Origin of the sequence: Massilia sp. ST3 (genome assembly GCF_018119405.1) — a bacterium.
Classification (GTDB): domain Bacteria; phylum Pseudomonadota; class Gammaproteobacteria; order Burkholderiales; family Burkholderiaceae_D; genus Telluria.
This window is the reverse complement of record NZ_JAGPWC010000034.1, coordinates 1-26,440: the sequence shown is the minus strand read 5'-3', so window position 1 is coordinate 26,440 and position 26,440 is coordinate 1. Positions and strand designations below refer to the sequence as shown.

The 26,440-nt window shown below is 68.9% G+C and carries 22 protein-coding genes and 1 pseudogene; 15 read left to right on the top strand and 8 right to left on the bottom strand.

From position 1 onward, the window contains the following. Positions 1–168: 168 nt before the first annotated feature. Positions 169–1,026 (bottom strand): alpha/beta fold hydrolase, encoded by an 858-nt coding sequence (locus tag KBW98_RS13435; protein WP_211520652.1) that lies wholly within the window; start codon positions 1,024–1,026, stop codon positions 169–171. Between the two features lie 102 nt (positions 1,027–1,128). Between KBW98_RS13435 and KBW98_RS13430 the strand changes: the two genes are divergently transcribed. The 6 genes from KBW98_RS13430 to KBW98_RS13405 all read left to right on the top strand — a co-directional run bounded on the left by KBW98_RS13430 (position 1,129) and on the right by KBW98_RS13405 (position 5,628). Then, positions 1,129–1,980, top strand: coding sequence for a LysR substrate-binding domain-containing protein (locus KBW98_RS13430; RefSeq protein WP_211520651.1), 852 nt, complete (start codon positions 1,129–1,131; stop codon positions 1,978–1,980). Positions 1,981–2,215: 235 nt separating this feature from the next. After that, entirely contained in the window at positions 2,216–2,893 is a 678-nt protein-coding gene (locus KBW98_RS13425; protein ID WP_211520650.1) for a PEP-CTERM sorting domain-containing protein, read from the top strand. A gap of 80 nt (positions 2,894–2,973) precedes the next feature. After that, positions 2,974–3,426: a universal stress protein gene (locus KBW98_RS13420; RefSeq protein ID WP_211520649.1), complete on the top strand. Its 453-nt coding sequence runs from the start codon at positions 2,974–2,976 to the stop codon at positions 3,424–3,426. A gap of 45 nt (positions 3,427–3,471) precedes the next feature. Further along, positions 3,472–3,909, top strand: a complete 438-nt coding sequence (locus KBW98_RS13415; protein ID WP_211520648.1) for a universal stress protein — start codon at positions 3,472–3,474, stop codon at positions 3,907–3,909. Positions 3,910–3,932: 23 nt separating this feature from the next. Beyond that, on the top strand, positions 3,933–4,433 hold the full coding sequence (locus tag KBW98_RS13410; RefSeq protein WP_211520647.1) for a universal stress protein: 501 nt from the start codon (positions 3,933–3,935) through the stop codon (positions 4,431–4,433). Between the two features lie 52 nt (positions 4,434–4,485). Beyond that, positions 4,486–5,628, top strand: coding sequence for a GGDEF domain-containing protein (locus KBW98_RS13405; RefSeq protein ID WP_211520646.1), 1,143 nt, complete (start codon positions 4,486–4,488; stop codon positions 5,626–5,628). Here KBW98_RS13405 and KBW98_RS13400 read toward each other — a convergent pair. After that, positions 5,625–6,377, bottom strand: a complete 753-nt coding sequence (locus KBW98_RS13400) for a helix-turn-helix domain-containing protein (protein WP_211520645.1) — start codon at positions 6,375–6,377, stop codon at positions 5,625–5,627. The genes KBW98_RS13405 and KBW98_RS13400 overlap by 4 nt on opposite strands. A gap of 317 nt (positions 6,378–6,694) precedes the next feature. On the opposite strand from KBW98_RS13400, the gene KBW98_RS13395 reads away from it, so the two are divergent. Further along, the gene (locus KBW98_RS13395) at positions 6,695–9,226 is read left to right on the top strand and encodes an HAD-IC family P-type ATPase (RefSeq protein WP_211520644.1); all 2,532 of its coding nucleotides are present in this window, start codon (positions 6,695–6,697) and stop codon (positions 9,224–9,226) included. A gap of 2 nt (positions 9,227–9,228) precedes the next feature. Here KBW98_RS13395 and KBW98_RS13390 read toward each other — a convergent pair whose 3' ends face one another. Next, positions 9,229–9,816 carry an NAD(P)H-dependent oxidoreductase gene (locus KBW98_RS13390; protein ID WP_211520643.1) on the bottom strand — a complete coding sequence of 196 codons (588 nt, stop codon included), beginning with the start codon at positions 9,814–9,816 and terminating at the stop codon, positions 9,229–9,231. After that, positions 9,813–12,503, bottom strand: coding sequence for a bifunctional acetate--CoA ligase family protein/GNAT family N-acetyltransferase (locus tag KBW98_RS13385; protein ID WP_211520642.1), 2,691 nt, complete (start codon positions 12,501–12,503; stop codon positions 9,813–9,815). Before KBW98_RS13385 ends, KBW98_RS13390 begins: the two co-directional genes overlap by 4 nt. A 321-nt stretch (positions 12,504–12,824) precedes the next feature. Between KBW98_RS13385 and KBW98_RS13380 the strand changes: the two genes are divergently transcribed. Further along, positions 12,825–13,661, top strand: coding sequence for a universal stress protein (locus KBW98_RS13380; RefSeq protein ID WP_211520641.1), 837 nt, complete (start codon positions 12,825–12,827; stop codon positions 13,659–13,661). 40 nt (positions 13,662–13,701) lie between these two features. After that, positions 13,702–14,757, top strand: coding sequence for an NAD(P)-dependent alcohol dehydrogenase (locus tag KBW98_RS13375; RefSeq protein WP_211520640.1), 1,056 nt, complete (start codon positions 13,702–13,704; stop codon positions 14,755–14,757). 29 nt (positions 14,758–14,786) lie between these two features. Here KBW98_RS13375 and KBW98_RS13370 read toward each other — a convergent pair whose 3' ends face one another. From KBW98_RS13370 to KBW98_RS13360, 3 genes are all read right to left on the bottom strand, one after another. Then, a complete protein-coding gene (locus KBW98_RS13370) occupies positions 14,787–15,272 on the bottom strand; it encodes a universal stress protein (protein WP_211520639.1) in 486 nt (161 codons plus the stop codon). Between the two features lie 95 nt (positions 15,273–15,367). Beyond that, the gene (locus tag KBW98_RS13365; protein ID WP_211520638.1) at positions 15,368–16,957 is read right to left on the bottom strand and encodes a L,D-transpeptidase family protein; all 1,590 of its coding nucleotides are present in this window, start codon (positions 16,955–16,957) and stop codon (positions 15,368–15,370) included. A 33-nt stretch (positions 16,958–16,990) separates the two neighbouring features. Continuing rightward, entirely contained in the window at positions 16,991–17,332 is a 342-nt protein-coding gene (locus KBW98_RS13360; RefSeq protein ID WP_211520637.1) for a hypothetical protein, read from the bottom strand. Between the two features lie 651 nt (positions 17,333–17,983). On the opposite strand from KBW98_RS13360, the gene KBW98_RS13355 reads away from it, so the two are divergent. Further along, the gene (locus tag KBW98_RS13355) at positions 17,984–20,200 is read left to right on the top strand and encodes an NADP-dependent malic enzyme (RefSeq protein ID WP_211520636.1); all 2,217 of its coding nucleotides are present in this window, start codon (positions 17,984–17,986) and stop codon (positions 20,198–20,200) included. A gap of 171 nt (positions 20,201–20,371) precedes the next feature. On the opposite strand, the gene KBW98_RS13350 is transcribed toward KBW98_RS13355, so the two are convergent. Continuing rightward, entirely contained in the window at positions 20,372–21,955 is a 1,584-nt protein-coding gene (locus KBW98_RS13350; protein ID WP_211520635.1) for an isocitrate lyase, read from the bottom strand. Positions 21,956–22,377: 422 nt separating this feature from the next. Between KBW98_RS13350 and KBW98_RS13345 the strand changes: the two genes are divergently transcribed. The 5 genes and pseudogenes from KBW98_RS13345 to KBW98_RS13325 all read left to right on the top strand — a co-directional run. Continuing rightward, complete coding sequence (locus KBW98_RS13345) at positions 22,378–22,809, top strand: cupin domain-containing protein (protein WP_229429172.1); 432 nt, start codon at positions 22,378–22,380, stop codon at positions 22,807–22,809. A 9-nt stretch (positions 22,810–22,818) separates the two neighbouring features. Then, positions 22,819–23,856, top strand: a complete 1,038-nt coding sequence (locus tag KBW98_RS13340; protein WP_211520634.1) for a redoxin family protein — start codon at positions 22,819–22,821, stop codon at positions 23,854–23,856. Between the two features lie 120 nt (positions 23,857–23,976). Next, complete coding sequence (locus KBW98_RS13335) at positions 23,977–25,503, top strand: diguanylate cyclase domain-containing protein (RefSeq protein WP_211520633.1); 1,527 nt, start codon at positions 23,977–23,979, stop codon at positions 25,501–25,503. Further along, a complete protein-coding gene (locus KBW98_RS13330) occupies positions 25,392–26,096 on the top strand; it encodes an EAL domain-containing protein (RefSeq protein ID WP_211520675.1) in 705 nt (234 codons plus the stop codon). Before KBW98_RS13335 ends, KBW98_RS13330 begins: the two co-directional genes overlap by 112 nt. Positions 26,097–26,215: 119 nt before the next feature. Next, a pseudogene (locus KBW98_RS13325) lies at positions 26,216–26,440 on the top strand (DUF3613 domain-containing protein); the annotation flags it as partial.

Genomic DNA, 26,440 nt, shown 5'->3' with positions numbered 1-26,440 from the left:
CTGCGTTGCGGCCGGCTACCATTGACGTCGATGGCAGCCGGAAGGAGAAGATGCCCGGCCGGTGCCAAGCAAGCGCTATGCGGACGCACTTGCTTGTATGCGACTTCGTCCGCAGGGCCTCCCCGGCGCGCACGGCGTCCACGGAGAGCGGGGGCATGGTCAGACCTTTCAGGTCGCCGCGCCGACGAAGGCCTGGAGCAGGCGGTTGAAGGCCGCCGCATGCGTGACGTTCATGCCATGCGAGGCGCCCGCCATGGAGCGCCGCTCGGCGCGCCCGATCCAGCCGGCGAGGCTGTCCGCGTTGTCGCGGTATTCGCGCGGGCTCTTTTCTCCATCGACCAGCAGGGTCCTGCACGCCACCTCGGCCGCGGCCGCGCGGGTATAGGCCGGCAGCGGGTCGCGGAACTGCCTGGGCAAGGTGGCAGCGTTGTCCATCGCCATCGCGCGGAAGGAAGGGGGACTCTTGCGCCAGATGCCGGGCATGCTGACGGAGTCGACGAACAGTTCCAGCCCGGCTTCATATGCCCCGCTGTCGATCAGGGTAGCCACCCTGGCGCGCAGCGTGGCCGTCGCTCCTGGTTCGGTGGCCGGCGCATTGCCGTCGATGTGCAGCGGGCCGCCGGGATCGGCGAGCGTCAGGGTCTTGACCAGGGCCGGATGGGCGCGCGCCAGCTGGAAGGCGACGCAGCCGCCGCGCGAGTGTCCCACCAGGTGCACGGGGCCGAGATGCATCGCCGTGATGAACTCGGCCAGTTCCGCCACATGCGCGCGCCAGTTGAAGTCACCCTTGGCGCCGGCATCCTGGGCCGGCCAATAATGGCTGAGACTGACCGAGATGCACAGGAAACCGGCGGAGAGGGCATGGGTCTGGGGGCTCCAGTAGCGGTAGTCGCACAGCGAGCCATGCACGAACAGCAGCGGCTCGCCCGCGCCATGCGCCACATAAGGCAAGCGGACGCCCGAGGGCAGGCGCGCAAAGGACGGCTCGGGGTGGGCGATGAGTGAGGGATCGGTGCGTGCGTTCATGATGGGCTCTTTTGCAGCTACTATGCCCGATGGCGTCCTCTGAGAAAATCGCATAATATTGAAGATATTCATCAGAATATTTGATACCAACGAATTGTTACCATGAAGGCACTCGACCTCGATGTCCTGGCCATGATCGTGGCGGTTGCTGATACCGGCAACATCAGCCGCGCGGCGGAAGTCGTGCACCGTTCGCAATCGGCGGTGAGCATGCAGATCAAAACCCTGGAAACGGCGCTCGGCAAGCCGCTCTTCGTGCGCGGCCCGCGGAACGTCATGCCGACCCAGGATGGCGAGGTGCTGCTGACCTACGCGCGGCGCATGCTGGCGCTGCGCGACGAGGCGTGGGCCGCCGTCGTCCGGCCCGACATCACCGGCCGGGTGGTCATCGGCGTGCCGGACGATTACGCGTCCTCGCTGCTGCCTTCCATCCTCAAGAAATTCTCCGCCACCTACCCGAAGGTCGAGATCCAGGTGGTCGGGCTGCCGAGCGTGGCGCTGGCTCCCATGGTCAAGGACGGATCGGTCGACCTGGTCTGCGCCACGCGCGTGAAAGGCCTGTCGGGAGAGTTCATCCGCTTCGAGCCCATGGTCTGGGCCGCCTCGCCGGCTGCGCACGAGATCTGGCGCGAGCGGCCGCTGCCGATCGCGGTGTTCCTGCCCGGCAGCGTGGCGCGCGAAAACGCGATCCGCAGCCTCGAACGCGAGAAGATCGGCTACCGGACCTCGTATGAAAGTCCCAGCCTGATGGGCCTGCTCAGCATGGTCGAAGCGGGCCTGGCGATCGCGCCGCTGGCCCGCTGTGCGGTGCCGGCTCACCTCAGCCTGCTGGGCCAGGCGCAAGGCTTGCCCGAGATCGATCCGCTCGAAGTGGTTCTGGCGCGCAGCTCCAAATCCAAGCGTCCACCCTGCGATTTTCTTGCCGAGAAAATCATGACCGAACTGCGCTTGTGATTGGCCTGTCAGACGGGGCTTGAACAAATATCGAGAAATCGTCAAGTGGGCGCATTGTCGATTGCACCTATCCGCACCACGCCATCGGCTTCGTCCCGTACTGAACAGCCGGCGGTCCGCACATCCCGCTTGAACGCAGGCTGCCTGGCGGCTAAGCTGGAACAGGGCGGCCGCGGCGGCCGGCTATGCATGAATTCCAAGCTTCGTGTCCCAGTCGTTCGAGCGGGAGGAGAAAATGTCGATCCTGATCAAGCGCCTCTGCATGCTGTCCTCCGTCTTGCCGGCCATGGTCCTTGCCGATCCGGTCGCCGTCACCACGCACGCGGCCGGTACCAGCAGTGTCGACAGCACCATCCTGTTCGCCCTCGGCCTGGACAACGGCGGTGGGACGGCATTGCGCCCCTTCGAGCTGACGCTCACGTCCACCTTCGCGCCGGACTCGCTGTCTTCCAACTGGGCCTTCAATGACGGCGGCCCGGCCACCATCGCGTTCCGCATCGGCGACCAGGCCTACCGCTACGAGGGCGCTGCCCACAGCGCCGTCAATCGCTACGACCAGTCGGCCGGCTTCGATGCCTATACCCATGCCGTCTGGTTCACCACGCCAGGCCCCCTGGACGCCAGCTATATCGTCCGGTTTTCCAACACGCTGTATTATTTGCCGGACAATCCGCAAGCCACCGGGCCCTTGAGTCCGTTCCAGGCCGCTACGGGGGACGGCGCCGATGGTTATTACACAATCGACGCGTTTCCGGGTTACCCCGATGTGCCGCTTCACTGGCAAATGTCTTCCACGGACGCCGCCCTGTCGGTCCAGGTGGCCGTCGTTCCCGAGCCGGCGTCCTGCGCACTGCTGGCGGCCGGCCTCTTGACCCTCGGTTTGCGTCGGCGCCTCGGTGTGAAGAGTTCTTGATCTGCATCAAACAAATGTCTGCACGGCCGGCGCAGACTAATGACGACTTGTATTGATGGCCAAGGTTTGCCGAGACCCCGATGTTCAGCAGAATCCTCGTACCCACCGATGGCTCGGCCTCGTCCGAAACCGCAGGCCGCGCTGCGATCGCGCTCGCACGCGGCTGTGGCGCCTACATCGTGGCCGTTTCCATCGCCCAGCCCGGTTCGCCTTCTTGCGATGGTGCGGACCCGCGGGACGGAGGGCCAGGCGGCTGCGAAGCGGCCATGCATGCGGCCGCGCAGCGCGCCGGGAAGATCGCGCGTCTCGCCCAGGAGGCCGGCGTGCCTGCGCGCGTCGTCACCGCCGTCGCGTCGTCGGAATACGAGGAAATCATCCGGATCGCGGGCGAGCTGCAGTGCGACCTGATCTTCATGGCGACCCACGGGCAGGGAGGCTTGACCAGGCTGATCGCCGGCAGGGTGCCGCAACTGGTGCTCGCGTACTCGCCGGTGCCGGTCATGCTTTACCGCGGGAGTGTCTTGCCGGCCTAGCCTTGTCGGCGAGCATCTTCAGGCAAGTTAATATGGGAGATGGATATGTACAAGCGCATACTGTTTCCAACCGATGGATCGGAAGCGTCGGGGCGCGCCGCGAGTGCCGCCGTCGACTTCGCCCGCAGCGTGGGCGCCGAGCTGTTCGCCATGACGGCGGTTCCCCCGTTCCACACCTTCACCGCCGATACCGAGATGCTGGAGCAGACGGCGTCCGGATACAAGGAGGCCAGCATGGCGCGCGCCGCGCGTTTGCTGGACGAGGTGGCCGCTCTCGCACGCGATGCCGGCGTGCCGTGCACCTGCCTGCAGGTGGAGGGCGACAACCCCTACGAGGCCATCATCGCCACGGCGCGCCAGCACGGCTGCGACCTGATCGTGATGGCGTCCCACGGCCGCCGCGGCATCCAGGGACTGCTGCTGGGCAGCGAGACGCAAAAAGTCCTTGTCCACAGCGCCATTCCGGTCATGGTGCATCGCTAGTCCATCTCCGTGAAGGTATCGCCATGTACAAGCGCATCCTGGTTCCAACCGACGGTTCTTCGGTCTCCGACTACGCGGTCGGCGCGGCGATCGAGTTCGCCCGTGCCTGCGGCAGCGAGATCCTGGCCCTGTCGGTCGCCATGCCCGAGCCCATCATCCCGTCGACCGAGGGGGCGATGGCGATCGATCCCGGCGTCGACGTGGACGTGCTCGCCGAACACGCGCAGCGGCTGGCCGGCGCGGTGTGCGAGCGCGCCCGCCATGCGGGCGTGGCGTGTGCGCAGCGGGTCGAGCTGTCACTGGACCCGGGCAGGGCGATCGCCGATACGGCGCGCGAGCAGGCGTGCGACCTGATTTTCATGGGCTCGCACGGACGGCGTGGCCTGAGCCGCCTGCTTGCCGGCAGCGTTACCCAGGCGGTGCTGGCCGGCGCGCCGGTGCCGGTCATGGTACTGCGTCCGGTGTCGGAGGACGAACGCGCCCAGGCCCTGGCTAGACCTTGTCCCGCCAACCGTCCGGCCTGACCGGCCCCGCGATCCCTTGCCGCTCCCCGCGGCCGCTGCGGCCATGCTCGCCATGCCAGTAGAACCGACGAAGGATGCGGATTCACGCAAGCACGCCGGGACGCTGGCGGCACGCCTGCAGGCCGCCGGCACGCCGGGCGACGACGAGGAGCGCGCGTTCAACGTGGCGCTCGACGGCACGCTGGCCGCGCTCCTGCCCCAGCTGGGCGCGGTGTTCGGCATCGCTGTCGTCCTGTTCAGCGTATGGGATTACTGGATCGCCCCCGGCCATGCCGCCGCCACCACCGCGCTGCGCTTGACGCTGGTGCTCGTCGGCGCGCTCGGTTACATCGACTGGGGCCCGCGCGTGAGCGTCGCCTGGCGCTGCGGTCTCGTGTACGTAACGCACAGCGGCGCCATGATCCTCAGCTCGGCGCTCCTGCCCGGCGGGCTGGTGCTTGCCCTTCCGGCCATCACCGGCATCATGTTCCCGCTGGCCTTGCTCGAACCGCGCTTGCCGCGGCTGTTCCTGCTGCTGCTGTTTCCTTCGGCGCTGTTCGCGGCGCTCGGCGCGGCGGTGCTCGCTCCACAGGCGCTGGCCAGCAGCCTGCTGGTCTACCTGGCATGCCTCGGCCTGGCGGCATGCACGGCCGTCGCCCAGGGACGCATGCGGCGCGCCGCCTTCCTGGCCGAACGCGCGCTGGCCTATTCCGCGCACCACGACAGCTTGAGCGGCGTGCTGGCGCGCGGCTACCTGATGGAACTGGCCGAACACGATCTTGCGCTGGCGAAGCGCTATGGCCGTCCGCTGGCGGTCTGCATGCTCGACATCGACCATTTCAAGCGCGTGAACGACCATTTCGGCCACCCGGCGGGCGACGCCCTGATCCGCGAGGTCAGCAAGGCATGTTCTTCCGAACTGCGGGCCAGTGACTACTTCGGGCGAGTGGGCGGCGAAGAGTTCGTCTGCGTCATGCCGGAAACCACGGAGGAGGAGGCGCGCGCCTGCGCGGAGCGCATGCGTTTGGCGGTGGCCGCGATCCGGCTCGCCACGCCTGCGGGCCCGGTGCGGTGCACGATCAGTATCGGCATTGCCGCGCTCGAGCCGGCGCATGTCGACTTCGGCGTCTTGCTTGCGGCAGCCGACGCGGCCCTGTATCAGGCCAAGGAAAGCGGGCGCGACCGCGTCGTGCTGGCGGAACGCACTTCGTCCTAAGGCGGCGGCGCCGACGGAGCAGGCATGGCCGCCAGCAGCGCGGCGAGACGCTTCGGCGCGCGCAGTTCGAGCTGGCGCCTGTCGACCGCGATCCAGCCCTGGTCGCGAAAGCGCGTCAGCAAACGGCTGACACTTTCGATGGTCAGTCCGAGATGGCTGCCGATGTCCGCGCGCGACATGCGTAGCCGGAACTGGTGGGCCGGCAAGCCGCGTTCGGCGTAGCGCGCCGATAGATCCATCAGGAAGCCCGCAAGCCGTGCGGCCCCATGCGCGCTCGCATACTTCAGCGTGGCCTGTTCACGCTCGATCTCCCGGCTCATCGCACAATGGAAGCGATGCATGAGTTGCGGCGAACGGGTTAATACCTCTTGCAGTCTGGCATACGAAATTTCTTCCACGACGCTGTCGTCGAGGGCGGCGGCCGTGCAGCTGTGCCGCCCTTCGCCGATCGCATCCATCCCCAGCAGGTCGCCGCTCATGGCGAAGGCCGTGACACAGGGCTGGCCGCGGTGATCCGGCCGCCACGTCTTGAGTTCTCCGCTCACGACACGGTAGAGCGTGGCGAAAGGCTGCCCCCCGCGAAAAAGGATGTCGCCCGGGCCCAGGCAGCGCCGGCATCCGGTCAAACCGCCAACGTCGGTCCAGACGCCATCGCCGCCGCCACCCGCATCGAAGGACGCAGGCGCTCGGCCTTCGATGCCCGGGCTGGGCAACCTGACATGCTCGTCCTGCCTGGTGGTCGGGTTCATGCCTTTCCCCTTGTCGGCAACAGTCGATGAGCGCAGTATCGGCCAAACCGAGGCGAGGAACAAGCTCATCGGGAAGATGAGGATGCGAGCGACGCCTGTCGACTAGCACAGCTCTTTTTTTTTTTCGTCGGTTTTTGACGCACGTCAGTTTTTCTTCGTGACATCCGGACCCGTGCGAACTACATTTTCTTCAGTTACCCGCAGCGTAAAGAGGAGTCCATGAGCGGCGCAGCGTCCATCGTTCACCCCGTGCAGCGTGTGCGGCGGCGCCGTGCGAGCGCGGCCGCACCGGGCTGCCTGGCAGCCGGCAGCTCGCCATGAGGCGCGAGGCCGCGGCGCCGCGCGAGGGCCTGAGCAGCGAGGACGCGGCCAGCCGCCTCGCGCGCGACGGGCCCAACCGCCTGCCCGACGCGGGCGGCCGTGGCTGGCGGCGCATCCTGGCCGATGCGGCGCGCGAGCCCATGTACCTGCTGCTCGCCGGCGCCGCGGTGCTCTACCTGGCGCTGGGTGAGCCGCGCGAAGGCGTCTTCCTGCTCGGCATGGTCGTGCTGATGCTGTGCATGACCCTGTTCCAGGAAGGGCGCACCGAGCATGCCCTGCAGGCGCTACGCGACCTGAGCTCGCCGACCGCCCTGGTCTGGCGCGATGGCTTGGCCAGGCGGCTTCCTGCAAGCGCACTGGTCGAAGGCGATCTGGTCGAGCTGGCCGAAGGCGACCGGGTGCCGGCCGATGCGCTCCTCCTGGAAGAAGCTGGGCTGCTGGTCGACGAATCGCTGCTGACCGGCGAGTCCGTTCCTGTCGGTAAGCATGCCGCGCCGCAGGGCAGTCCGCCGGCGGTGCCCGGAGGGGCCGGCTTGCCATGGGTGTATTCGGGCACGCTGGTGGTGCAGGGCCATGGCCTGGCGCGCGTCGGCGCGACCGGCGTCCGTTCGGAGATCGGCCGCATCGGCGCGACGCTCGGCGCCATCGTGCCGCCGCCGAGCCGCCTGCAGCGCGAGACCGCGGCGCTGGCCCGCCGCTTCGCCGTGCTCGGCGCCATCGTCAGCGCCGCGCTGGTCGCGCTGCTCCTGGTGCGCGGCAGCGGCTGGCTTCAGGCCCTGCTGGCGGGGATCGCCCTGTCGATGTCGATGTTGCCGGAAGAATTTCCGGTCATCCTGACGGTCTTTCCCGCGATCGGGGCATGGCGCCTGGCGCGCAGCCGGGTGCTGACGCGGCGCCTGGCGGCCATCGAGATCCTCGGTTCGACCTCGGTCTTGTGCGTCGACAAGACCGGCACCTTGACCGAGAACCAGATGGCCGTGGCCGCGCTCTGGCGCGACGGCGTCGTCCACGATGCGAGGGCGGAAGCGCCGATGCCGGCGGCGCATGGCGAGCTGCTGGAGCATGCTTTGCGTGCGAGCCGCCAGCTCGGCAGCGATCCGATGGAAGCGGCCCTCTGGCGCCTGGCGAGCGCCGCATTGCCGGGCGGTGGCGCGCCGCCGGCGGGCTGGACCCTGGTGCAGGAGTACGGCTTGACCCCGCAGCGCCTGGCGCTCGTCCATGGATGGGCGCGCGGGGAGGACGCGCTCCTGGTCGCGGCCAAGGGCGCGCCCGAAACGATCGCCGCCATGTGCCGTTCCGGCGCGGCACGCACGGTGGCTGCGCTGGACGCGGCGGCCACGATGGGGACGGCCGGCCTGCGCGTGCTGGCGGTGGCGCGGGCGCGGGCCGATGCCGGCGGCTGGCCCGCCGACCCAGCCGCGTTCGGATTCGAACTGCTGGGCCTGGTGGCCCTGGCCGATCCCCTGCGCCCCGACATTCCCGCGGCCATGGCCGCGTGCCGCGAGGCCGGCCTGCGCGTCGTCATGGTCACCGGCGACCATCCGGAAACGGCGCGCGCCATCGCGCGCCAGGCTGGCCTGGGGGACGGCGAGGCGGTGACGGGAGAGCAGATCGCGGCCCTCGACGATGACGCGCTGGCGCACCGCCTGGCCGGCGTCAACGTGTGCGCGCGTATCGCGCCGCAGCAAAAGCTGCGTATCGTACAGGCCTACCAGCGCAACGGGGCGGTGGTCGCGATGACGGGGGACGGCGTCAACGACGCGCCGGCCCTGCGGGCCGCGAACGTGGGCGTCGCCATGGGCCGGCGCGGCACCGACGTGGCGCGCGAAGCGGCCGAGCTGACCCTGCTCGACGACCGTTTCGCGTCGCTGGTCGACGCGATCGCCGCGGGCCGCCGCATCTACGGCAATATGCGCAAGTCGATGTGCTACGTGATGGCGATGCACGTCCCGATCGCCGGCATGGCCCTGCTGCCGGTCTTGCTGGGCTGGCCGGTCATGCTGTACCCGCTCCACATCGTGTTCCTGGAACTGGTGATCGATCCGGCCTGTTCGCTGGCCTTCGAGAACGAGCCGGCCGAAGCCGACGCGATGCGGCGGCCGCCGCGCGGGCGCGAAGAAGCGCTGTTCGGCCGCGACGCCATGCTGGATGCGCTGCTGCAGGGCTTGTGGGTGCTGGCGCTGCTGGGCGTGCTCACCGGATGGGCGCTCCACCAGCTGCCCGAACCCCAGGCGCGCGCGGTCGCGTTCACCGGCCTGGTGCTGTGCAATCTGGCGCTGCTCCTGTCGAACCGGCAGCGCGTCCATATCGGGGGTGTCCTGCGCGCGGCCAATCCGGTGTTCTGGACCATCGCCGGGGCGGCGCTGCTGCTGCTGGCCGCGGTCCTCGCCGTGCCGCAGGCGGCGGCGATGCTGCGCCTGGCGCCGCCGGCGCCGCTCCAGCTGGCGGGGGCGGGCCTGGCGGCCGCGCTGGCGCTGGCCGGGCTCGAACTGCGCAAGGCGCTCGCCGCGCGTCGGGGAGGGCGCTGAACTCAGGCGCCGTGTTCACCCAGGCGGCGCAGCCGCGCGCACCAGCGCGTGGCCCGACTGGCGTCCATGGTCCCCGCGCCGCCGATCAGCGTCGTGCCGACCGGCGCGATGCCGACGAAATGCAGGATATTGCGGCGCAGGAAGCGCACGCTGTGCGCGCGGTAGAACCAGCGGTAATACAGGGATGGCATGCCCATGGTGACGATCACGCGGGCGCTGCGTCCGCCCAGGAGCCCAGCCCTCAGTGGATTTGCCGGGGCGCGGGCCAGTGCGAATCCGGGCCGCAGCACTTGCTCCAGGAAGCCCTTCAGCAGGGCGGGCATGTCGCCCAGCCACAGCGGATAGATCAGCACCACATGTTCGGCGCGTGCGAGCGCTTCCTGCGCCGGCACCAGCGCGGCCGGCGCGCCGCCATGCTGCCATTGTTCGGCATCGCTCAGGAGTGGGAAATCCAGCTTGGCGGGCTCGATCATCTCAACGCTGCTGCCGGCGCCGCGGGCGCCGTCGGCATAGGCGTCGGCCAGCGCATGGCACAGGTGCTGGCGCGCGCCGTCCGGATGGCCCTGGATAATCAGGATGCGCTTGCTCATCGGGCCTCCCCGTTCGGTGCGAGCGTGCGCCGCATCGCCACCATGCCGTCCGGCGCGGGATGCACTGAAAAGCCGAGCGCGCGGGCGAGGGCGTGCATGCCCGCGTTTTCCGGCAGCGCGACGCCTTCCACCAAGGCCACGCCGCGCGCGGCGCAGTAATCGAGCAGGCAGTGCATCAGCTGGCGGCCGAGCCCACGCCGCTTCAGGTCGGAGCGCACCGTCACCGCGAACTCGCCGCGCATGCCGTCGGGATCGATGACGACGCGCGCCACGCCCAGCGTCTCGTCGGCGCCCGACGGGCCGGGGCGGGTGGCGATGAACGCCATCTCGCGTGCATAGTCGATTTGCGTAAAGCGAGCCAGCTGCTGCGGAGTCAGCTCGCGCATCAGGCCGAACATGCGCATGTGCACGTCCAGCGGCGTCAGCGCATGGAAGAAGGCGATGTGCGCGGGCGCGTCTTCGGGGCGGATCGGCCGCAGGGTCAGCGGGCCGAGGGCGCCGTCGATGCGCCGCTCCAGCTGGTCGGGATACGGCAGGATCGCCATTCGTACGCCGGCATCGCCTCGCGTCGGCGGCCGCTCCAGGCGCATGCGGGCGTCGAGGGCGACGACGCCGCCGGCGTCGGCCAGCAGCGGATTGATGTCGAGTTCGGCCAGCTCGGGCACATCGGCGGCCAGCTGGCCGACGCGGACCAGCACGTCGCACAAGGCGTCGATGTCGGCCGGCGGCCGCCCGCGGTAGCCGGCGAGCAGGCGCGCCACCCGGGTGCGGCTGACGAGGTCGGCGGCCAGGACCCGGTTCAGCGGCGGCAGGGCGATCGCCTTGTCGGCCGTGACCTCGACGGCGATCCCGCCGTGGCCGAACAGCACCACGGGTCCGAACACGGGATCGGTGCTGATGCCCACGATGAGTTCCAGCGCCAGCGGACGGCGCGCCATGGCCTGGACCGTGAAGCCGCGCACGCGGGCCTGTGGCCGCTCCCGGCCCAGGCGCAGCAGCATGCCGTCCAGTGCGGCGGCGAGCGCCGCAGGGTCGGCCAGATCGAGGGCGACCCCGCCGACGTCCGACTTGTGGGCGATGTCCGGCGACACGATCTTGAGGGCGACCGGATAGCCGACGCGTTGCGCGGCCGCGAGCGCGGCCTCGCGGCCGGACACCTGCTCGGTGGCGACCACGGGAATGCCGTACGCCCGCAGCAAGGCCTTGGTAGGCGATTCGCCGACCGGACCGGCGCCGTCCTCGAGGAGGGCGGCGATCTGCACGCGTGCGCCGGCGCGGTCGGGCACGGCAAGCTCGCACGCGCCGGGAACCTGCATCAGCAGCGCCTGGTTGCGCCGGTAGTCGACCAGCTGCTGGAAGCCCTTGACCGCCTCCTCCGGCGTATCGAAGACCGGGATGCCGGCGTCCATGCTCAAGCGGCGCGCCTCCGCCACGCTGTCGCCGCCTAGCCAGCAGCACAGTACCGGGCGCGGCGCGTCGGCCATCAGCGGCAGCAGCGCACGGGCCACCTCGGCGCTCGGCACGATCGCGGTGGGTGCATGGATCAGCAGCACGGCGTCGGCTTCGGGCGCTTCCAGCAGCACGCCCAGGGCATGGCGGTAGCGCGCGGCGGGGGCGTCGCCGATGATGTCGACCGGATTGGCATGCGACCAGAGCGCCGGCAAGCCCTCGCCCAGCCGCGCCACGGTGGACGGCGCCAGACGGGCGAGGACGCCCCCTGCGTCGGACAGTGCATCGGTGGCCATGACGCCGGGACCGCCGCCGTTGGTCAGGATGGCGAGCCGTTCGCCGCGCGGCGGCCGGGTCCGCGCCAGCATCGCCACCGCGTCGAACAGCTCGCCTGTCGTGAACACGCGCAGCATGCCCGCACGCCGCAGCGCCGCATCGTAGACCAGGTCCGAGCCCGCCATCGCGCCCGTATGGCTGAACGCCGCGCGCGCCGCGTCGGCGCCGCGTCCGGCCTTGACGATCAGGGTGGGCTTGCCGCGCGCGGCGCCGCGCGCCGCGCTCATGAACTTGCGGGCGTGGCGCAAGCTTTCGGCGTACAGCAGGATGGCGTCGGTGCCGGCGTCGGCGGCCAGGTAGTCGAGCAGGTCGCCGAAGTCGACGTCGCTGCCGTCGCCGAGCGAAACGAAGCAGGAAAACCCGATGCGGCGCGCCGTGGCCCAGTCGAGCACGGCGGTCACAAGCGCTCCCGATTGGGCGACGAAGGCGAGCCGGCCGGGAAGCGCCGCCAGCGGCGCGAAACTGGCGTTCAGCCCGATGCCCGGCACCAGCATGCCGACGCAGTTCGGACCAAGGATGCGCAGCAGCCATGGCCGGGCCGCGGCGAGCATCGCCTCGCGCAGCGTGCGGCCGTCGCCGGCATCGCCGTCAAGGCCTGCGCTGATCACCACGGCGGCGCGGCAGCCGGCCGCGCCGAGTTCTCCGATCAGCGCTGGCACCGTGGCGGCGGGCGTGCACAGGACGGCCAGGTCCGGGACGCCGGGCAGGTCGCCGACCGTCGCGAAGGCGGGTTGGCCGCCCACGCTGGCGTGACGGCGGTTCACCGGCCATATCGCGCCTCTGAAGCCGCCGCCGGCGACATTGCGCCAGACGGTCGCCCCCACGCTGCCCGCACGGTCGGAGGCGCCGATGACGGCGACCGAGGACGGCGAGAAAAAGTGGCTCAGGTTTCGTATGCTCATCGGCTTTCCAGGCAAGCGCGAACGGGAACCAGCCTAGCGAAGTAGAACCGCAATTTATTTGACCGGCATCAAAATTTGTAGCGAAACTTGTGATAGGGCAGGCGGTCCAGGGATGGCGTCGGTACACCGTGGACGGAAGAACCCGGGCCGTCCGTCTTCTGCTTGGCCGAGGCCCGCAGCTCTGGGTTAGATTTGATCTCGGTCAAACACGCCGGTGGCCCAAGCAGGGAGACTGCCTGCTCTCCTTCGCATTGGATGGAAGGAGCAATCCGGGCCGTTCGTGCGCGATGCGCCGGACCGCCGTCATCGGGAGCGCACACGATGAGCTACAAGACCATTCTCGTGCATGCCGACCTGTCGCGGCACGCACCCGCGCGTATCCGGGCTGCCGCGGGCCTGGCGAAGGCGCACGGCGCCCACCTGCTCGGTGTCGCGGCCACCGGCGTATCGCAGTATGTCTTCCCGCGCGGCTACCACGCCCTGCCGGGGAGTCTCGAAGCCAGCTACTTCGCTCCACTGCACGACAAGGCGCAGCGCGCACTCGCGCAATTCGGCACGATCGCCGCCGAGGTCGGGGTATCTGCGGAGCCGCGCCTGATCAGCGACCTGGCCAGCGAGGCGCTGGCCCGCACCGGCCGCTTCGCGGACCTGGTGGTCGTCAACCAGGACGACCTGGCCGAGGCCTTGACCGAGACGGCCGGGCGCATTCCCGAGTATGTCGTGCTGACGAGCGCGCGGCCCGTGCTGGTGCTGCCATGCGCGCCCCCGCCGCAGCGGATCGGCCAGTACGTGCTGGTGGCCTGGAACGGCAGCAAGGAGGCATCGGCCGCGCTGCGCGCCGCGGTGCCGCTGCTGCAGCGGGCGGTGCGTGTCACGGTGGTCTCGTTCGCTACGCCGGACGATGCCGAGCAGTTCACCGACAGCGAGCAGGCCGACCTAACTGCCTTCCTGGCGCGCCATGGCGTGCGCGCCGAGACGCTGCTCATCAAGCGCACAATCGAGTGCGGCGATACGCTGCTGACGCTGGCGACACAGGACGGATACGACCTCATTGTCATGGGGTGTTACGGGCATACGCAGTTCCGCGAGATGTTCCTTGGCGGCGTCAGCAGGACTATCCTGCAGAAATGTAGTTTGCCCGTTCTGATGGCGCGGTAACGGCTGGCGGAGCGCGTCGCGCCGCCGCCTGGGAGGATGTATGAAGACGATGAAAGCCGCGGTGTTCAGAGGGCCGGGACATATCGCGCTGGAGCGTAAACCGGTGCCCGTCGCCGGTCCTGGCGAGGCCGTGATCAGAATGACCATGACCACGATCTGCGGCACCGACGTCCACATCCTCAAGGGCGAATATCCGGTCGCTCCCGGATTGACGATCGGACACGAACCGGTGGGCGTGATTGCGGAACTGGGTTCCGGCGTGGTCGGCTACACACTGGGCCAGCGCGTGGTGGTGGGCGCCATCACTCCCTGCGGCCAATGCCATTCCTGCCTCGAGGCGCACCAGTCGCAGTGCGGCGGACATCTCATGGGCGGATGGCGTTTCGGCAACACCATCGATGGTTGCCAGGCGGAATATATCCGGGTGCCGTTCGCGATGGCCAATCTGGCGCCTATCCCGGACGGCTTGAGCGACGAGCAGGTCCTGATGTGCCCCGATATCATGAGTACAGGCTTCGGCGGGGCCGAGAACGGCGCCATCCGGATCGGCGACACGGTGGCGGTCTTCGCCCAGGGGCCGATCGGCCTGTGCGCCACCGCCGGCGCGCGTCTGCGGGGAGCAAGCCGCATCATCGCCATCGACACCGTCCCCGAACGGCTCGAAATGGCCATGCGGCTCGGCGCCGACCATGTCGTCGACTTCCGCGCCGAGGATCCGGTGGAGGCCATCCGCCGCCTGACCGGCGGGCTCGGCGCCGACGTCAGCATCGAGGCGCTGGGCACCCAGCAGACCTTCGAAAGCTGCCTGCGGGTACTGCGCCCTGGCGGGACACTGTCCAGCCTTGGCGTGTATTCGGGCAAGCTCGGTTTGCCGGTCGATGCTTTCGCAGCCGGGCTCGGCGACCACAAGCTGGTGACCACATTGTGTCCTGGCGGGAAACACCGTATGCAGCGCCTGATGAACGTAGTGGCCTCCGGGCGCCTGGACCTTCGTCCGCTGGTCACGCACCGTTTCCGGCTCGACGACATCGTCGAAGCCTACGAGTTGTTCGCCAACCAGCGCGACGGTGTACTGAAAGTCGCGATCACCCCCTGATGCGGCGGGGAAGGGCTGCAACGGCGGTATCAGGCGGCCGGACCGTCGCTGAAATCGGGTTTCGAGGCTTCGCGTGGCAGGCGCAACAGCAGTACCGGAATGGCGGAATTCGCGAGCACATACTGTGCCACGCTTCCTGCAAACAGCCTGTTGGCGTCGTTCGGCCCATGGGTCCCCATCACGATCAGGTCGCACGCCTGCTCCTCCGCCAGGCGGATGATTTCGGGACCCGGGGCCGAGGCCAGGCAGGTGAGGGTGTCGCAGCTCACCCCGCCGGCATGGGCGATACGGGCCACGGTGTCCACGTGGGCCAGTGCGGCCTGTCGCGCGCGCGCCAGTTCGGCCTGGGCGTCGGGAAGGGCCGCGGCGCAGTCGCGCACGGAAAACTGCGGCTGCGCGACCGATACCGCGACCATGCGCCCGCCGCCCGCCCGGGCCAGCGTAGCCGCCATCTGGGCGGCGCGCACCGCCAGGTCGGAGCCGTCCGTCGCTACACAAATTTTCTCGATAAACATACCGGCTGCGCTCCTATCGGCATCCCCATCCCCTACGCTAAGATTCAACAGGTTCGACGCGGGAGTGTTTGACCAAGATCAAAAAATAATTTTGCTCATCGACTGCGCAAGGCCCGGATGAGCGGCTCGTCCTGGCCGTAGATATCGTTGGCGAACAACGCGCGGCCTTCACGGTCGCTGGCCGCGGTTGCATAGAACAGCACCACAGGAACCGCCTCGCCGAGATCGATCCGGCGTGTGCGGCCATCGCGCATTGCGGCCGCCACGCTCGCGCCGTCCCAGCGGCCGGGATCGGCCAGGACGAACTGCGCCAGCTCCACCGGGCGTTCCACGCGAATGCACCCATGGCTCAGGTCGCGGCGCGCGCGGGCAAACAGTTCCTGCGCCGAGGTGGAGTGCAGGTAGATGTCCATGGGGTTCGGCATGGCGAACTTGACGCCGCCCAGGACATTGCGGGCGCCCGGCCGCTGCCTGACCCGGGCGGCGCCGGCGCGCAGGGCGGAAAGCGGCGCGCCCGCCTGGCTGGACAGGACGGCGCCGCTGCGTGTGACCACCTCCATGTCGTTCTTGCGCAGGTAGGCGGGATCGCGCGCGAGCGCCGGAAGGATCTCGCCGGCCAGGATGCTGGACGGAACGTTCCAGTAAGGGTTGAACTCGAGGTAGCGCATCTGGCCGATGAACAGGGGCGTCGGCGTCTGCACGGCCTTGCCGACGATGACGCGCATTTCCAGCGGCTGGGGGGCGGCGTCGCGGGTGTCCGCCGCCCACAGGCGGTAGGAAGGGACATTGATCACGATGATGCGTCCTTTGCGCAGGGGCGGCACCCAGCGCAGGCGCTCCAGCGTCAGCTCGAGCTGGGCGACGCGCTGGCTTGGCGGCACGGCCAGGGCCGCCGCCGTCTCGCTTCCTAGCACACCGTCTTCCTCGAGCCCGTGACGCCCCTGGAAGCGCGTGACCGCCGCGGCCAGCGCGGGCGTGTAATCCTGCTGGCCGTCCTTGCCAGACTCCTCAGGGTCGAGGTCGCCCAGCAGCCGCAGGCGCTCGCGCAGCTGGTCGGCCGCCCCATAGCGGTCGCCCGCCCTGAGCGGCGGCGCGCCCAGCGCGGGCAGCGTGGGCCAGTGCGGATACTGCTGGGCCAGGTTGCGGTAGTGCGCCAGGGTCGTCATGACCCGGCGATACACGGGGATGGCGGGCGCGGCCGCGTCGACCGCTTCCCTCAGGCGGCCGGCGGGCAGGGCTTCCCTGAGTACCGCGACGGGATCGAACTCCGCGAGCGAGACCGGACGGGGACGGTAAGGGTGGCCGGCGCGCCCGAAGTGGAGGTCGGCCAGGAACTGGAGCATGGCCGCGCTGAGCGCGCGCTCGAAGGCGGCGACGTCCTCCGGACCGGCCAGCGCATCCATGTGCCGCGCCAGGACCTCGGGCGCGTAGTCGGATGCCTGCAAGCCGTGCAGCGGCGCGTCGCGCAGCAGTTGCAAGGCCAGGCGCGCCTGTTCGCCATTGCCGTCCAGCCAGCGCGGCGCCGCTTGGGTTGTGTCGTACAGGCGCTGCACCATCTGCCGCCCGTCGAGCGGCCGGGAGGCTGGCAGCGCGCCGGCCGTGTCGCTGGCGCCGGCCAGGCCGCCGACCAGCGACAGCAGCAAGATGGCGACAAGGCGGCGCCCCCAGGGGGGTCGCGCCGGCACGGGGAACATGGCGCCGCGCTCAGGCTGTCCGCCTTACGGACATTGCTGCCCCATCATGTCCATATGCCGCTGCCGCATTTCCGGCGACATCTGCTGGAAGTAGCGTTCCATCACCGCGTGGCGCTGCTCGGGCGGCGCGTTGCGGATCTCGCGGTGGATCGCGCACATGCGGTTCATGTCCATTCCATCCGAGGCGGAGGCTCCCGGCGCCATCCCTCCCGTCATGCCGCTGCCCGCTTGCGTCGCGCCCGCGGCGCTTTGGCCGGACTGGCGCGCGGCATCGTCCGTGGGGCCGGGCGCCGAGCAGGCAAGCAGGGTGCTTGCGGCCACGAGCGCGGCCAGGCGGCGGAGGGAGGAAATCGTGGTAGACGGCATGATGGCTCTCCTGTTGTTGGGTCTGGCGCCTGCGCGAAGCGCGCGGGCAAGAGAAAACGCAGACGAGGAAACGCAAACGACGCGGACACGCCTGGCCTGCGGGCTGCGATGAGCGCGCCCGGCCTGGAACCATCATAGAACAATGCCGCCGGCTTGTCGCGGGGCTGCAATTGCTCGGCCCGGCCATGCTTGAGGGCAGGGAATGCGGGCACAGTCCCTTCCCAAGGATGCAAGCCGGGAAGGCGCCCCTGCCGCCGGACGGCCGTGTTGCCGGGAGTTCAACACCAGTTCCGAGAACGTTTTAGAATAGCAGCGAAGGGGGCTCGATCCGCTCCCGTCCTCCTGGCCCGCATCCCGGCGCCAGGACCCGATAGGGTAGCAGCGGCAAGCATTCCACCAGGCGGCTATTCGAGGACTGGAAGGTTCGGCGGCAGAGTGCGCGCCCGGTGCGCCGGCGGTAACGTAGCCGGTACCTTCCCCGCTCGGTCGAACGGACAGGCAGCGTATTCGGAGGTGACCGGAGCGGCGCGGGCGGCGCCCGCCTCGTTCCGGCGGCAGGAAAAACAGAACCAGACCATGTTCGCGGGACCTGCGCGGCTGCACGCGGCGGCCGGCGCCGGCGAACTCACACACCAAGGGACAGGAAGAACAATGAGCACTGAAAGCAGCCTCAACGAAGCGAGAGACACCCAGTTACGCGCCGACGCGCTCGAGTACCACCGCAGCCCGGTACGCGGCAAGATCGAAGTGGTGGCCACCAAGCCGCTCTCGAACCAGCGCGACCTGTCGCTGGCCTACTCGCCGGGCGTCGCCTATGCCTGCGAAGAGATCGCCGCCGATCCGGCCATGGCCGCCGACTACACCTCGCGCGCCAACCTGGTGGCGGTGATCAGCAACGGCACCGCCGTGCTGGGGCTGGGCAACATCGGCCCGCTCGCCTCGAAGCCCGTCATGGAAGGCAAAGGCTGCCTGTTCAAGAAATTCGCCGGCGTCGACGTGTTCGACCTGGAGCTGGACGAACTCGATCCGGACAAGCTGGTCGACGCGATCGCGATGCTCGAGCCCACCGTGGGCGGCATCAACCTGGAAGACATCAAGGCGCCGGAATGCTTCTACATCGAGAAGAAGCTGCGCGAGCGCATGAACATCCCGGTCTTCCACGACGACCAGCACGGCACCGCCATCATCTCCACCGCAGCGCTGCTCAACGCCCTCAAGGTGGTCGGCAAGGACATCGGCCGGATCAAGCTGGCGGCGTCCGGCGCCGGCGCGGCGGCGATCGCCTGCCTGGACATGATGGTCCTGCTGGGCGTGAAGCGCGAGAACATTTTCGTCACCGATTCGAAAGGCGTGATCTACGTGGGCCGCGAGGCCAACATGGAAGCCAACAAGACGCGCTACGCGCAGGACACGTCGGCGCGCTCGCTGGCGGATATCGTGGACGGCGCCGACGTCTTCCTGGGCTGCTCGACCGCGGGCGTCCTGACCGGCGAGATGGTCAAGACCATGGCGGACAAGCCGGTGATCCTGGCGCTGGCCAATCCGGAACCGGAAATCCGCCCGGAAGTGGCGAAATCCGCCCGTCCCGACTGCATCATCGCCACCGGGCGTTCGGACTATCCGAACCAGGTCAACAATGTGCTGTGCTTCCCCTACATCTTCCGCGGCGCCCTGGACTGCGGCGCCACCCACATCACCGACGAGATGAAGCTGGCCTGCGTGACCGCGATCGCCGAGATGGCCGAAGCCGAAGCCACCGACGTGGTGGCATCGGCCTACGAAGGCCAGGACCTGTCCTTCGGCCCCGACTACATCATCCCCAAGCCTTTCGATCCGCGCCTGCTGGCCGCCATCGCCCCGCGCGTGGCCGAAGCGGCGGCAGCCTCCGGCGTCGCCACCCGTCCGATCACCGACATGGACGCCTACCGCGACAAACTGGCGCAGATGATCTACCACACCGGCTTCTTCATGAAGCCCGTGTTCGCCAAGGCCAGGGTCCAGCTGCGCAAGGTGGCCTATGCGGAAGCGCTCGACGTGCGCGTGCTGCGCGCGGTCCAGACCGTGGTCGACGAAGGCCTGGCGCATCCGGTCCTGATCGGCGGGGCGGACGCCGTCGCGCGTGCGATCAAGGAAGCGGGGCTGCGCCTGCGCCAGGACCACGACTACACCCTGGTCGAGGCCGAGATTGATACCACCCTGCAGGGAACCCGCCTGCTGAAGTCCGGCGCGGTGGACGCCCTGATCTGCGGCATGCGCGGCAGCTACGACAGCCACCTGGCGCACGTGCAGAACGAGATCGGCACGGCGCCCGGCGTGGGCGTGCTGGCGGCGATGAACGCGCTGGTGCTGGACAAGTACACCCTGTTCATCACCGACACCTATGTGAACGACCAGCCATCAAGCAGCGAACTGGCGGAGATCGCGCGCCTGGCCGCGGCCGAGGTGCGCCGCTTCGGCCTGGAACCGAAGCTGGCCCTGCTCTCGCATTCCTCGCTCGGCTCCTCGGAACGCCCGTCGGCGCGCCGCATGCGCGAGGCGCGCGCGCTGATCGCGCAGGCCGATCCCGACCTGTGCGTGATCGGCGAGATCCATGGCGACGCGGCCCTGTCGGAAGAGATCCGCGCCATGTACCACATCGAGGACGGCTTCGGCGGCAGCGCCAACCTGCTGGTGATGCCCTCGCTGGATGCGGCCAACATCCTGTTCAACGTGCTGAAGGTGGCGGCAGGCAAGGGCGTCACCGTCGGCCCGATCCTGCTCGGCACCGCCAAGCCCGTACACATCCTCAGCCCAAGCGCGACGGTGCGGCGCATCGTCAACATGACCGCGCTGGCGGCGTCGGAGGTCCGCGGCGGCGACGCGGCGTAAAGCGGGCTTATGCCGGCTCGATGTCCGAGCCGGCAATGCGGGCGTCATGCGCGCCCCCGTCGTCACCGGCGCTTCCAAAGTAAAAAAGGCAGGCCGCCCGCATGCGGGCGCCTGCCTTTCGCAGACAACTGCGCGGCCCGACCGGCAATGCGCCGGCCCGGCCAAGCGCCATCAGAACTGGTTCATCGTATTCAGCGCGCCGGAAGCCTTCAGGGCCGCTTCGCCGCTGAAGTATTCCTTGTGGTCGTCGCCCAGGTCCGAACCCGACATGTTCTGGTGCTTGACGCAGGCGATGCCCTGGCGGATTTCCTTGCGCTGCACGCCGGCCACGTAGCCCAGCATGCCCTGTTCGCCGAAGTATTCCTTGGCCAGGTTGTCGGTCGACAGCGCGGCGGTGTGGTAGGTCGGCAGGGTGATCAGGTGGTGGAAGATGCCCGCTTCGCGCGCCGCGTCGGCCTGGAAGGTGCGGATGCGTTCGTCGGCTTCGCGCGCCAGGGCGGTCTCGTCGTACTCCACGCTCATCAGCTGGCCGCGTTCGTAGGCAGAGACATCCTCGCCGCGCTGGACCATGCTGTCGTACACCTGCTGGCGGAAGTTCAGGGTCCAGTTGAAGGACGGGCTGTTGTTGTACACCAGCTTGGCGTTCGGGATCACCTTGCGGATTTCCTTGACCATGCCGCCGATCTGGGCGATGTGCGGTTTCTCGGTTTCGATCCACAGCAGGTCGGCGCCGTTCTGCAGCGAGGTGATGCAGTCGAGGACGCAGCGCGCCTCGCCGGTGCCTTCGCGGAACTGGAACAGGTTGCTCGGCAGGCGCTTCGGACGCAGCAGCTTGCCGTCGCGCTTGATCACCACGTCGCCATTGTTCAGCGCATCGGCGGCGATCTCGTCGGCGTCCAGGAAGCTGTTGTACTGGTCGCCCAGGTCGCCCGGTTCGCGGGTGTAGGCGATCTGCTTGGTCAGGCCGGCGCCCAGCGAGTCGGTGCGCGCCACGATGATGCCGTCGTCCACACCTAGCTCCAGGAAGGCGTAGCGCACCGCGCGGATCTTGGCCAGGAAGTCCTCGTGCGGCACGGTGACCTTGCCGTCCTGGTGGCCGCACTGCTTCTCGTCCGACACCTGGTTCTCGATCTGGATGCAGCAGGCGCCAGCCTCGATCATCTGCTTGGCCATCAGGTAGGTCGCCTCGGCGTTGCCGAAGCCGGCGTCGATGTCGGCGATGATCGGCACCACGTGGGTGACGAAGTTGTCGATCTTGTCCTGGACCGCGGCGCGCGCGGCGGGGTCGTTGGCGGCGTCCAGCTGGCGGAACAGGCCGCCCAGCTCACGCGCGTCGGCCTGGCGCAGGAAGGTGTACAGCTCCTTGATCAAGGAGGCGACGGCGGTCTTCTCGTGCATCGACTGGTCGGGCAGGGGGCCGAACTCCGAACGCAGGGCGGCGACCATCCAGCCCGACAGGTAGAGGTAGCGGCGCTCGGTGCTCTGGAAGTGCTTCTTGATGGAGATCATCTTCTGCTGGCCGATGAAACCGTGCCAGCAGCCCAGCGACTGGGTGTACTTGGACGAATCGGCGTCGTAGGCGGCCATGTCGCGGCGCATGATGCCGGCGGTATAGCGGGCGATGTCGAGGCCGGTCTTGAAGCGGTTCTGGGCGCGCATGCGGGCGGCGGATTCGGGGTTGATGGCGTTCCAGCCGCTGCCTTCCTGCTCCTTGAGGCGGGTGATGGACTGGATATCGTTCTGGTACTGGGACATGTCGAGCTCCTGGTAGGGTTGGAAATCTGCTGCTTGCCGAATCCGCCGCACTATGTGGCGAAGGCGCGTTCGCATGGTTCCATGATAAGGCAGCTTGGTCGAAGATTTCATGTCTTATATAAGACATATGACATAAAACTTCGCGAGCATTTTCAAAGGCTTAGTCGCGGCATTTCGGAATGCGGAACGAAATTTTGATAGGCGAGAATTCCGGCCCTGGTTGAAACTCGCGCAAATTCTGCAATGTGAAATGCGGTTCGCTTCTGTGAAACGTAGCCTGCTTTTGTATCCCAGTGTGTCCAGCCTCGCGCCGGATACATGGCCGGCCGTTCCAGGCACGCTGCGACATCCGCCGGATACGAGGCCGCGTTCCAATAGGTGGCCGGTCCAGCCTGGACCGCGTCATCCCAAAAGGAGCTGAAATGAAAGCAGTGGACATGAAGACGATGCGCACTCTGGGTCTGCGCGTACTGGCCGGACTGGCCCTGGCAACGGGCGCGGCGGCGCCGGCGCTGGCGCAGAAACTCGACGCCAACGGTATCGGACGCACCGAAGCCGTGCGCCACGATTTCGACGGCGGGCGCGAAGCGATCCAGGTGCGGGTCGACTTCGGTCCGGGCGCGGCCTTCCCCAAGCATTCCCACCCCGGCGTCGAGATCGCCTACGTGCTGGAAGGAACGGTGGAATACGAACTGGAGGGCAAACCGGTGGTGCTCAAGGCCGGTGAAGCCCTGTACATCCCGGCGGGGGCGGTGCACTCGGCCAGGAACCCGGGTCAGGGCAAGGCGGCGGAGCTGGCGACCTACCTGGTCGAGAAGGGCAAGCCCATCGTGGTTCTCGACAAACAGAAATAAGGAGTGGCGATGAAGACCCTGTTTTCAGCGCTCGCCGGCGCGGCGCTGTTGTCGGGCGTGGCCGCGGCGGCGCCGGCCGCCGTGCTGCCGGTGCTGGGGCCCAGCCCCGGCTTCGAGCGCGCCAGCACCTGGCTCAACTCGGCCCCGCTGACCCGGGAGGGCCTGCGCGGCAAGGTCGTGCTGGTCGATTTCTGGACCTATTCCTGCATCAACTGCATCCGCACCCTGCCGTATGTGCGCGCCTGGGCCGAGAAATACCGCGGCCAGGGCCTGGAAGTGGTGGGCGTTCACACGCCGGAGTTCGATTTCGAGGAAGACCTGGCCAACGTGAACGCGGCGATGCGGCGCTTCCGCATCGATTTCCCGGTGGCGGTCGACAGCAGCCGCCAGATCTGGCGCGCCTGGGGCAACCGCTACTGGCCCGCGTATTACCTGGTCGACGGGGCGGGCCGGGTGCGCTACCGCCAGTTCGGGGAGGGCGACTACGCCAGCATGGAGCGGGCGATCCAGGCGCTGCTGGCCGAGACCCGCGGCGGCGCCGTCAGAGGCGGGCTGGTCGACCCGGCCACGGAAGCCGAGCAGATGGCGCCGTCGGCAGCCGCCGAGGCCTCCGGCGAAACCTATATCGGCTTCCGCAAGGCGGCGAACTTCCATTCCCCGGAAGCCCTGCTGCGCGACGCGCCGCAGCGGTATTCGGCCCCGGCCCTGCAGCTGAACCAGTGGGCCCTGTCCGGCCGCTGGGTGGTGGGCGCCGAATTCGGCCGCGCGGCGCAGGCCGGGGCCGGCATCGCCTATCGCTTCGGCGCGCGCGACCTGCACCTGGTCGCCGGCGGCGAGGCGGGGCGGCCGGTGCGGATCAAGGTGACGCTCGACGGCAAGGCCCCGGGCGCGGACCATGGCGCCGACATCGACGCCGAGGGCAACGGCGTCGTCGGCGGCGCCCGCCTGTACCAGCTGATACGCCAGACTGGCGCGGTGCGGCAGCGGCGCTTCGAAGTCCGCTTCCTCGACGAAGGCGCACGGGCCTACGCCTTCACCTTCGGCTGAGCGCACGCCTCGGCCACGCATGCAGGTCAACGGCGGCGATCCAGGATCGCCGGGTTCTGGGTCGCCGCCTCGCTCGCTCCTCTCGGCGGGGGCCGCCGCGCGCTGCTGAGCGCCCAGGACGTGAGCGCTCAGCAGGACGCGCTGGCCGAACTCTCCTTGATGCGCGACGATGTCTCGCTGGCCCAGCAGCTGACGGGCATGGGCCACTGCGTCTTCGACCTGAAGCTGGGGCGCCAGGCGTGTTCCACCCAGCACTGCCGCAATGTCGGCCTCGATCACGGCGCCATGCCGGACAGCATGGAGGCCGGCGTCGCGCTGCTGCTCGGCCAGGTGGACGCGCGCGACCGCGAGCGCGCGGCCGCGGCCCTGCGCGCCTGCATCGACGCGGGCCAGCCCTTCGACGCCGAATGGCGGGTGCGGCCGCAGCGGGAAGGGGATGAGGGGCGCATCCTGCGCGTCGAAGGCATCCGCGAGGACGATCCGGACGGCAGCCCGCGCGCCCTGGTGTTCGCCAGCGTCGACCTGACCGAGCGCCGCCGCACCGAGGAAAGCCTGCGCCAGACGCGGCTGGACCTGACGCGTGCGCAGCGGATCGCGCGGGTCGGCACCTGGACCGTCGATTTTACGCGCGGCAAGGCGATCATGACGGCGGAGGAAACGCGCAAGGTCTTCGGCTTCGACAGTCCGGAGGTGCCGCTGGCCTTCCTCAACAGCCGCATCCACCCGGACGACCTGCCCGCCGTCGAGACCGCGCGCCGGGTGTGCCTCGCGCATCCCGGCACCGGCTACTACGTGCAGTACCGGACCATCCCGGCGCCGGGCGAGCTGCGCTACGTGGAAAGCCAGGGCGAAGTGCAGGCCGACGCGGCCGGCGCCGCGGTTCGCATGGTGGGCTACCTGCGCGACATCACCGAGGCCAAGCTGGCGGAGCAGGAGATCCAGCGCCTGGCCTACCAGGACGAGGTGACCGGCCTGCCGAACCGCGTGTCGCTGGCGCGCCGGCTGGAACAGGCCACCATGGTCGACGCGCCCGACTTCGTGCCGCTGGCGCTGATGGTGGTCGACGTCGCGCGCTTCCAGGACATCTGCCTGACCCTCGGGACCATGAACTCGGATGCGCTGCTCAGGGACGTCGCGGTGCGCATCCGCCAGACCTTCGGCGAGCGGGTCTTCGTCGCCCGCACCGGGGGCGCGCAGTTCGCGGTGCTGCTGTCCGATGCCGACACCTACGATTCCAAGCCCTGCGCGCGCGCGATCCTGAAGGCTTTCGAGGCGCCTTTCCCGGTGGCCGGCATCCACTACGACATCAACGTACACATCGGCGTCGCGCTGTTTCCGGGGCATGCGTCCGATCCCGCGACGCTGTTCCGCAAGGCGAACGTGGCGGTGTTCCGGGCGCGCCAGATCGGCACCGAGCTGCTGGTGTACCAGCCCGAGGACGACCCTACAAGCCGGAGCGGCTGGCCTTGCTTGGCGAATTCCGCAAGGCCGTCCAGGATGGGCAGATCGAGCTGTACTGCCAGCCCAAGGTCGAGATGCGCAGCGGCGACGTGGTCGGCGCGGAAGCGCTGGTACGCTGGCGCCATCCGCGCCTGGGCATGGTCTCGCCCGGCCTGTTCGTTCCGCTGGTCGAAGACACGGAGCTGATCCATGTCCTGACCCGCCACATGCTGCAGGCCTCGGTCCGCCAGTGCTTCAACTGGCAGCGCGACGGCCTCGGCATCCCGCTGGCCGTCAACCTGTCGCCGCGCAATCTGCTGTCGCCGGACCTGGTGCCCGGCCTGGAAACCCTCCTGCATACCTGGGGCGGCAGCCCGGAATGGCTGGGGCTGGAAATCACGGAGAGCAGCCTGATCACCGATCCCGACGCATCCATCGCCGAGCTTGCCAGGCTGAGCGGGATGGGTTTCCACCTGTTCATCGACGATTTCGGCACCGGCTATTCCTCGCTCAGCTATCTCACGCGCATGCCGGTCAAGACCATCAAGGTCGACCACGGATTTACCATGAGCATGCTGAAGGACTGCCGCGCGGCGGCCATCGTCAAGTCCACCATCGAGCTGGCCCACAATCTCGGCATGACCGTGGTAGCCGAAGGCACGGCCAGCAAGGACATCTGGGACGCGCTGAGCGGCTACGGCTGCGACGAGGCCCAGGGATACTACGTGGCCGAGCCTTTCCCGGCGGCGCAATTCGGCGACTGGCTGCAGGCCAGCGGACGGCAGGCGCGCGCGCACTAGGAGCCTGGATCCCGCACATCGCACATCGCACATCGCAAATCGCATGAACCTTTCCCGGGGCCCGGGGCATTAACCGGCTGTCTTGTCGACCGCCCTCAGGCCAAAGGAACGGACATGCCATGAAGTTGCACACGCTCATCCGCATCATCATGCCGGCGCTGGCCGGCATCGCCGCGGCCGCGTCGGCCCAGGCGCCGCAGCACACGCCGCTGGCCGACCCGATACCGGCCCCGACTTCGCAGAGCCAGGCACGCGTTGCCCTGGAAACCGTCGTTTCCGGCCTGGTGTGGCCGGGGGCCCCCGGGGGGGGCCCCCCCCCCCCCCCCCCCCCGCGGGGGGGGCCC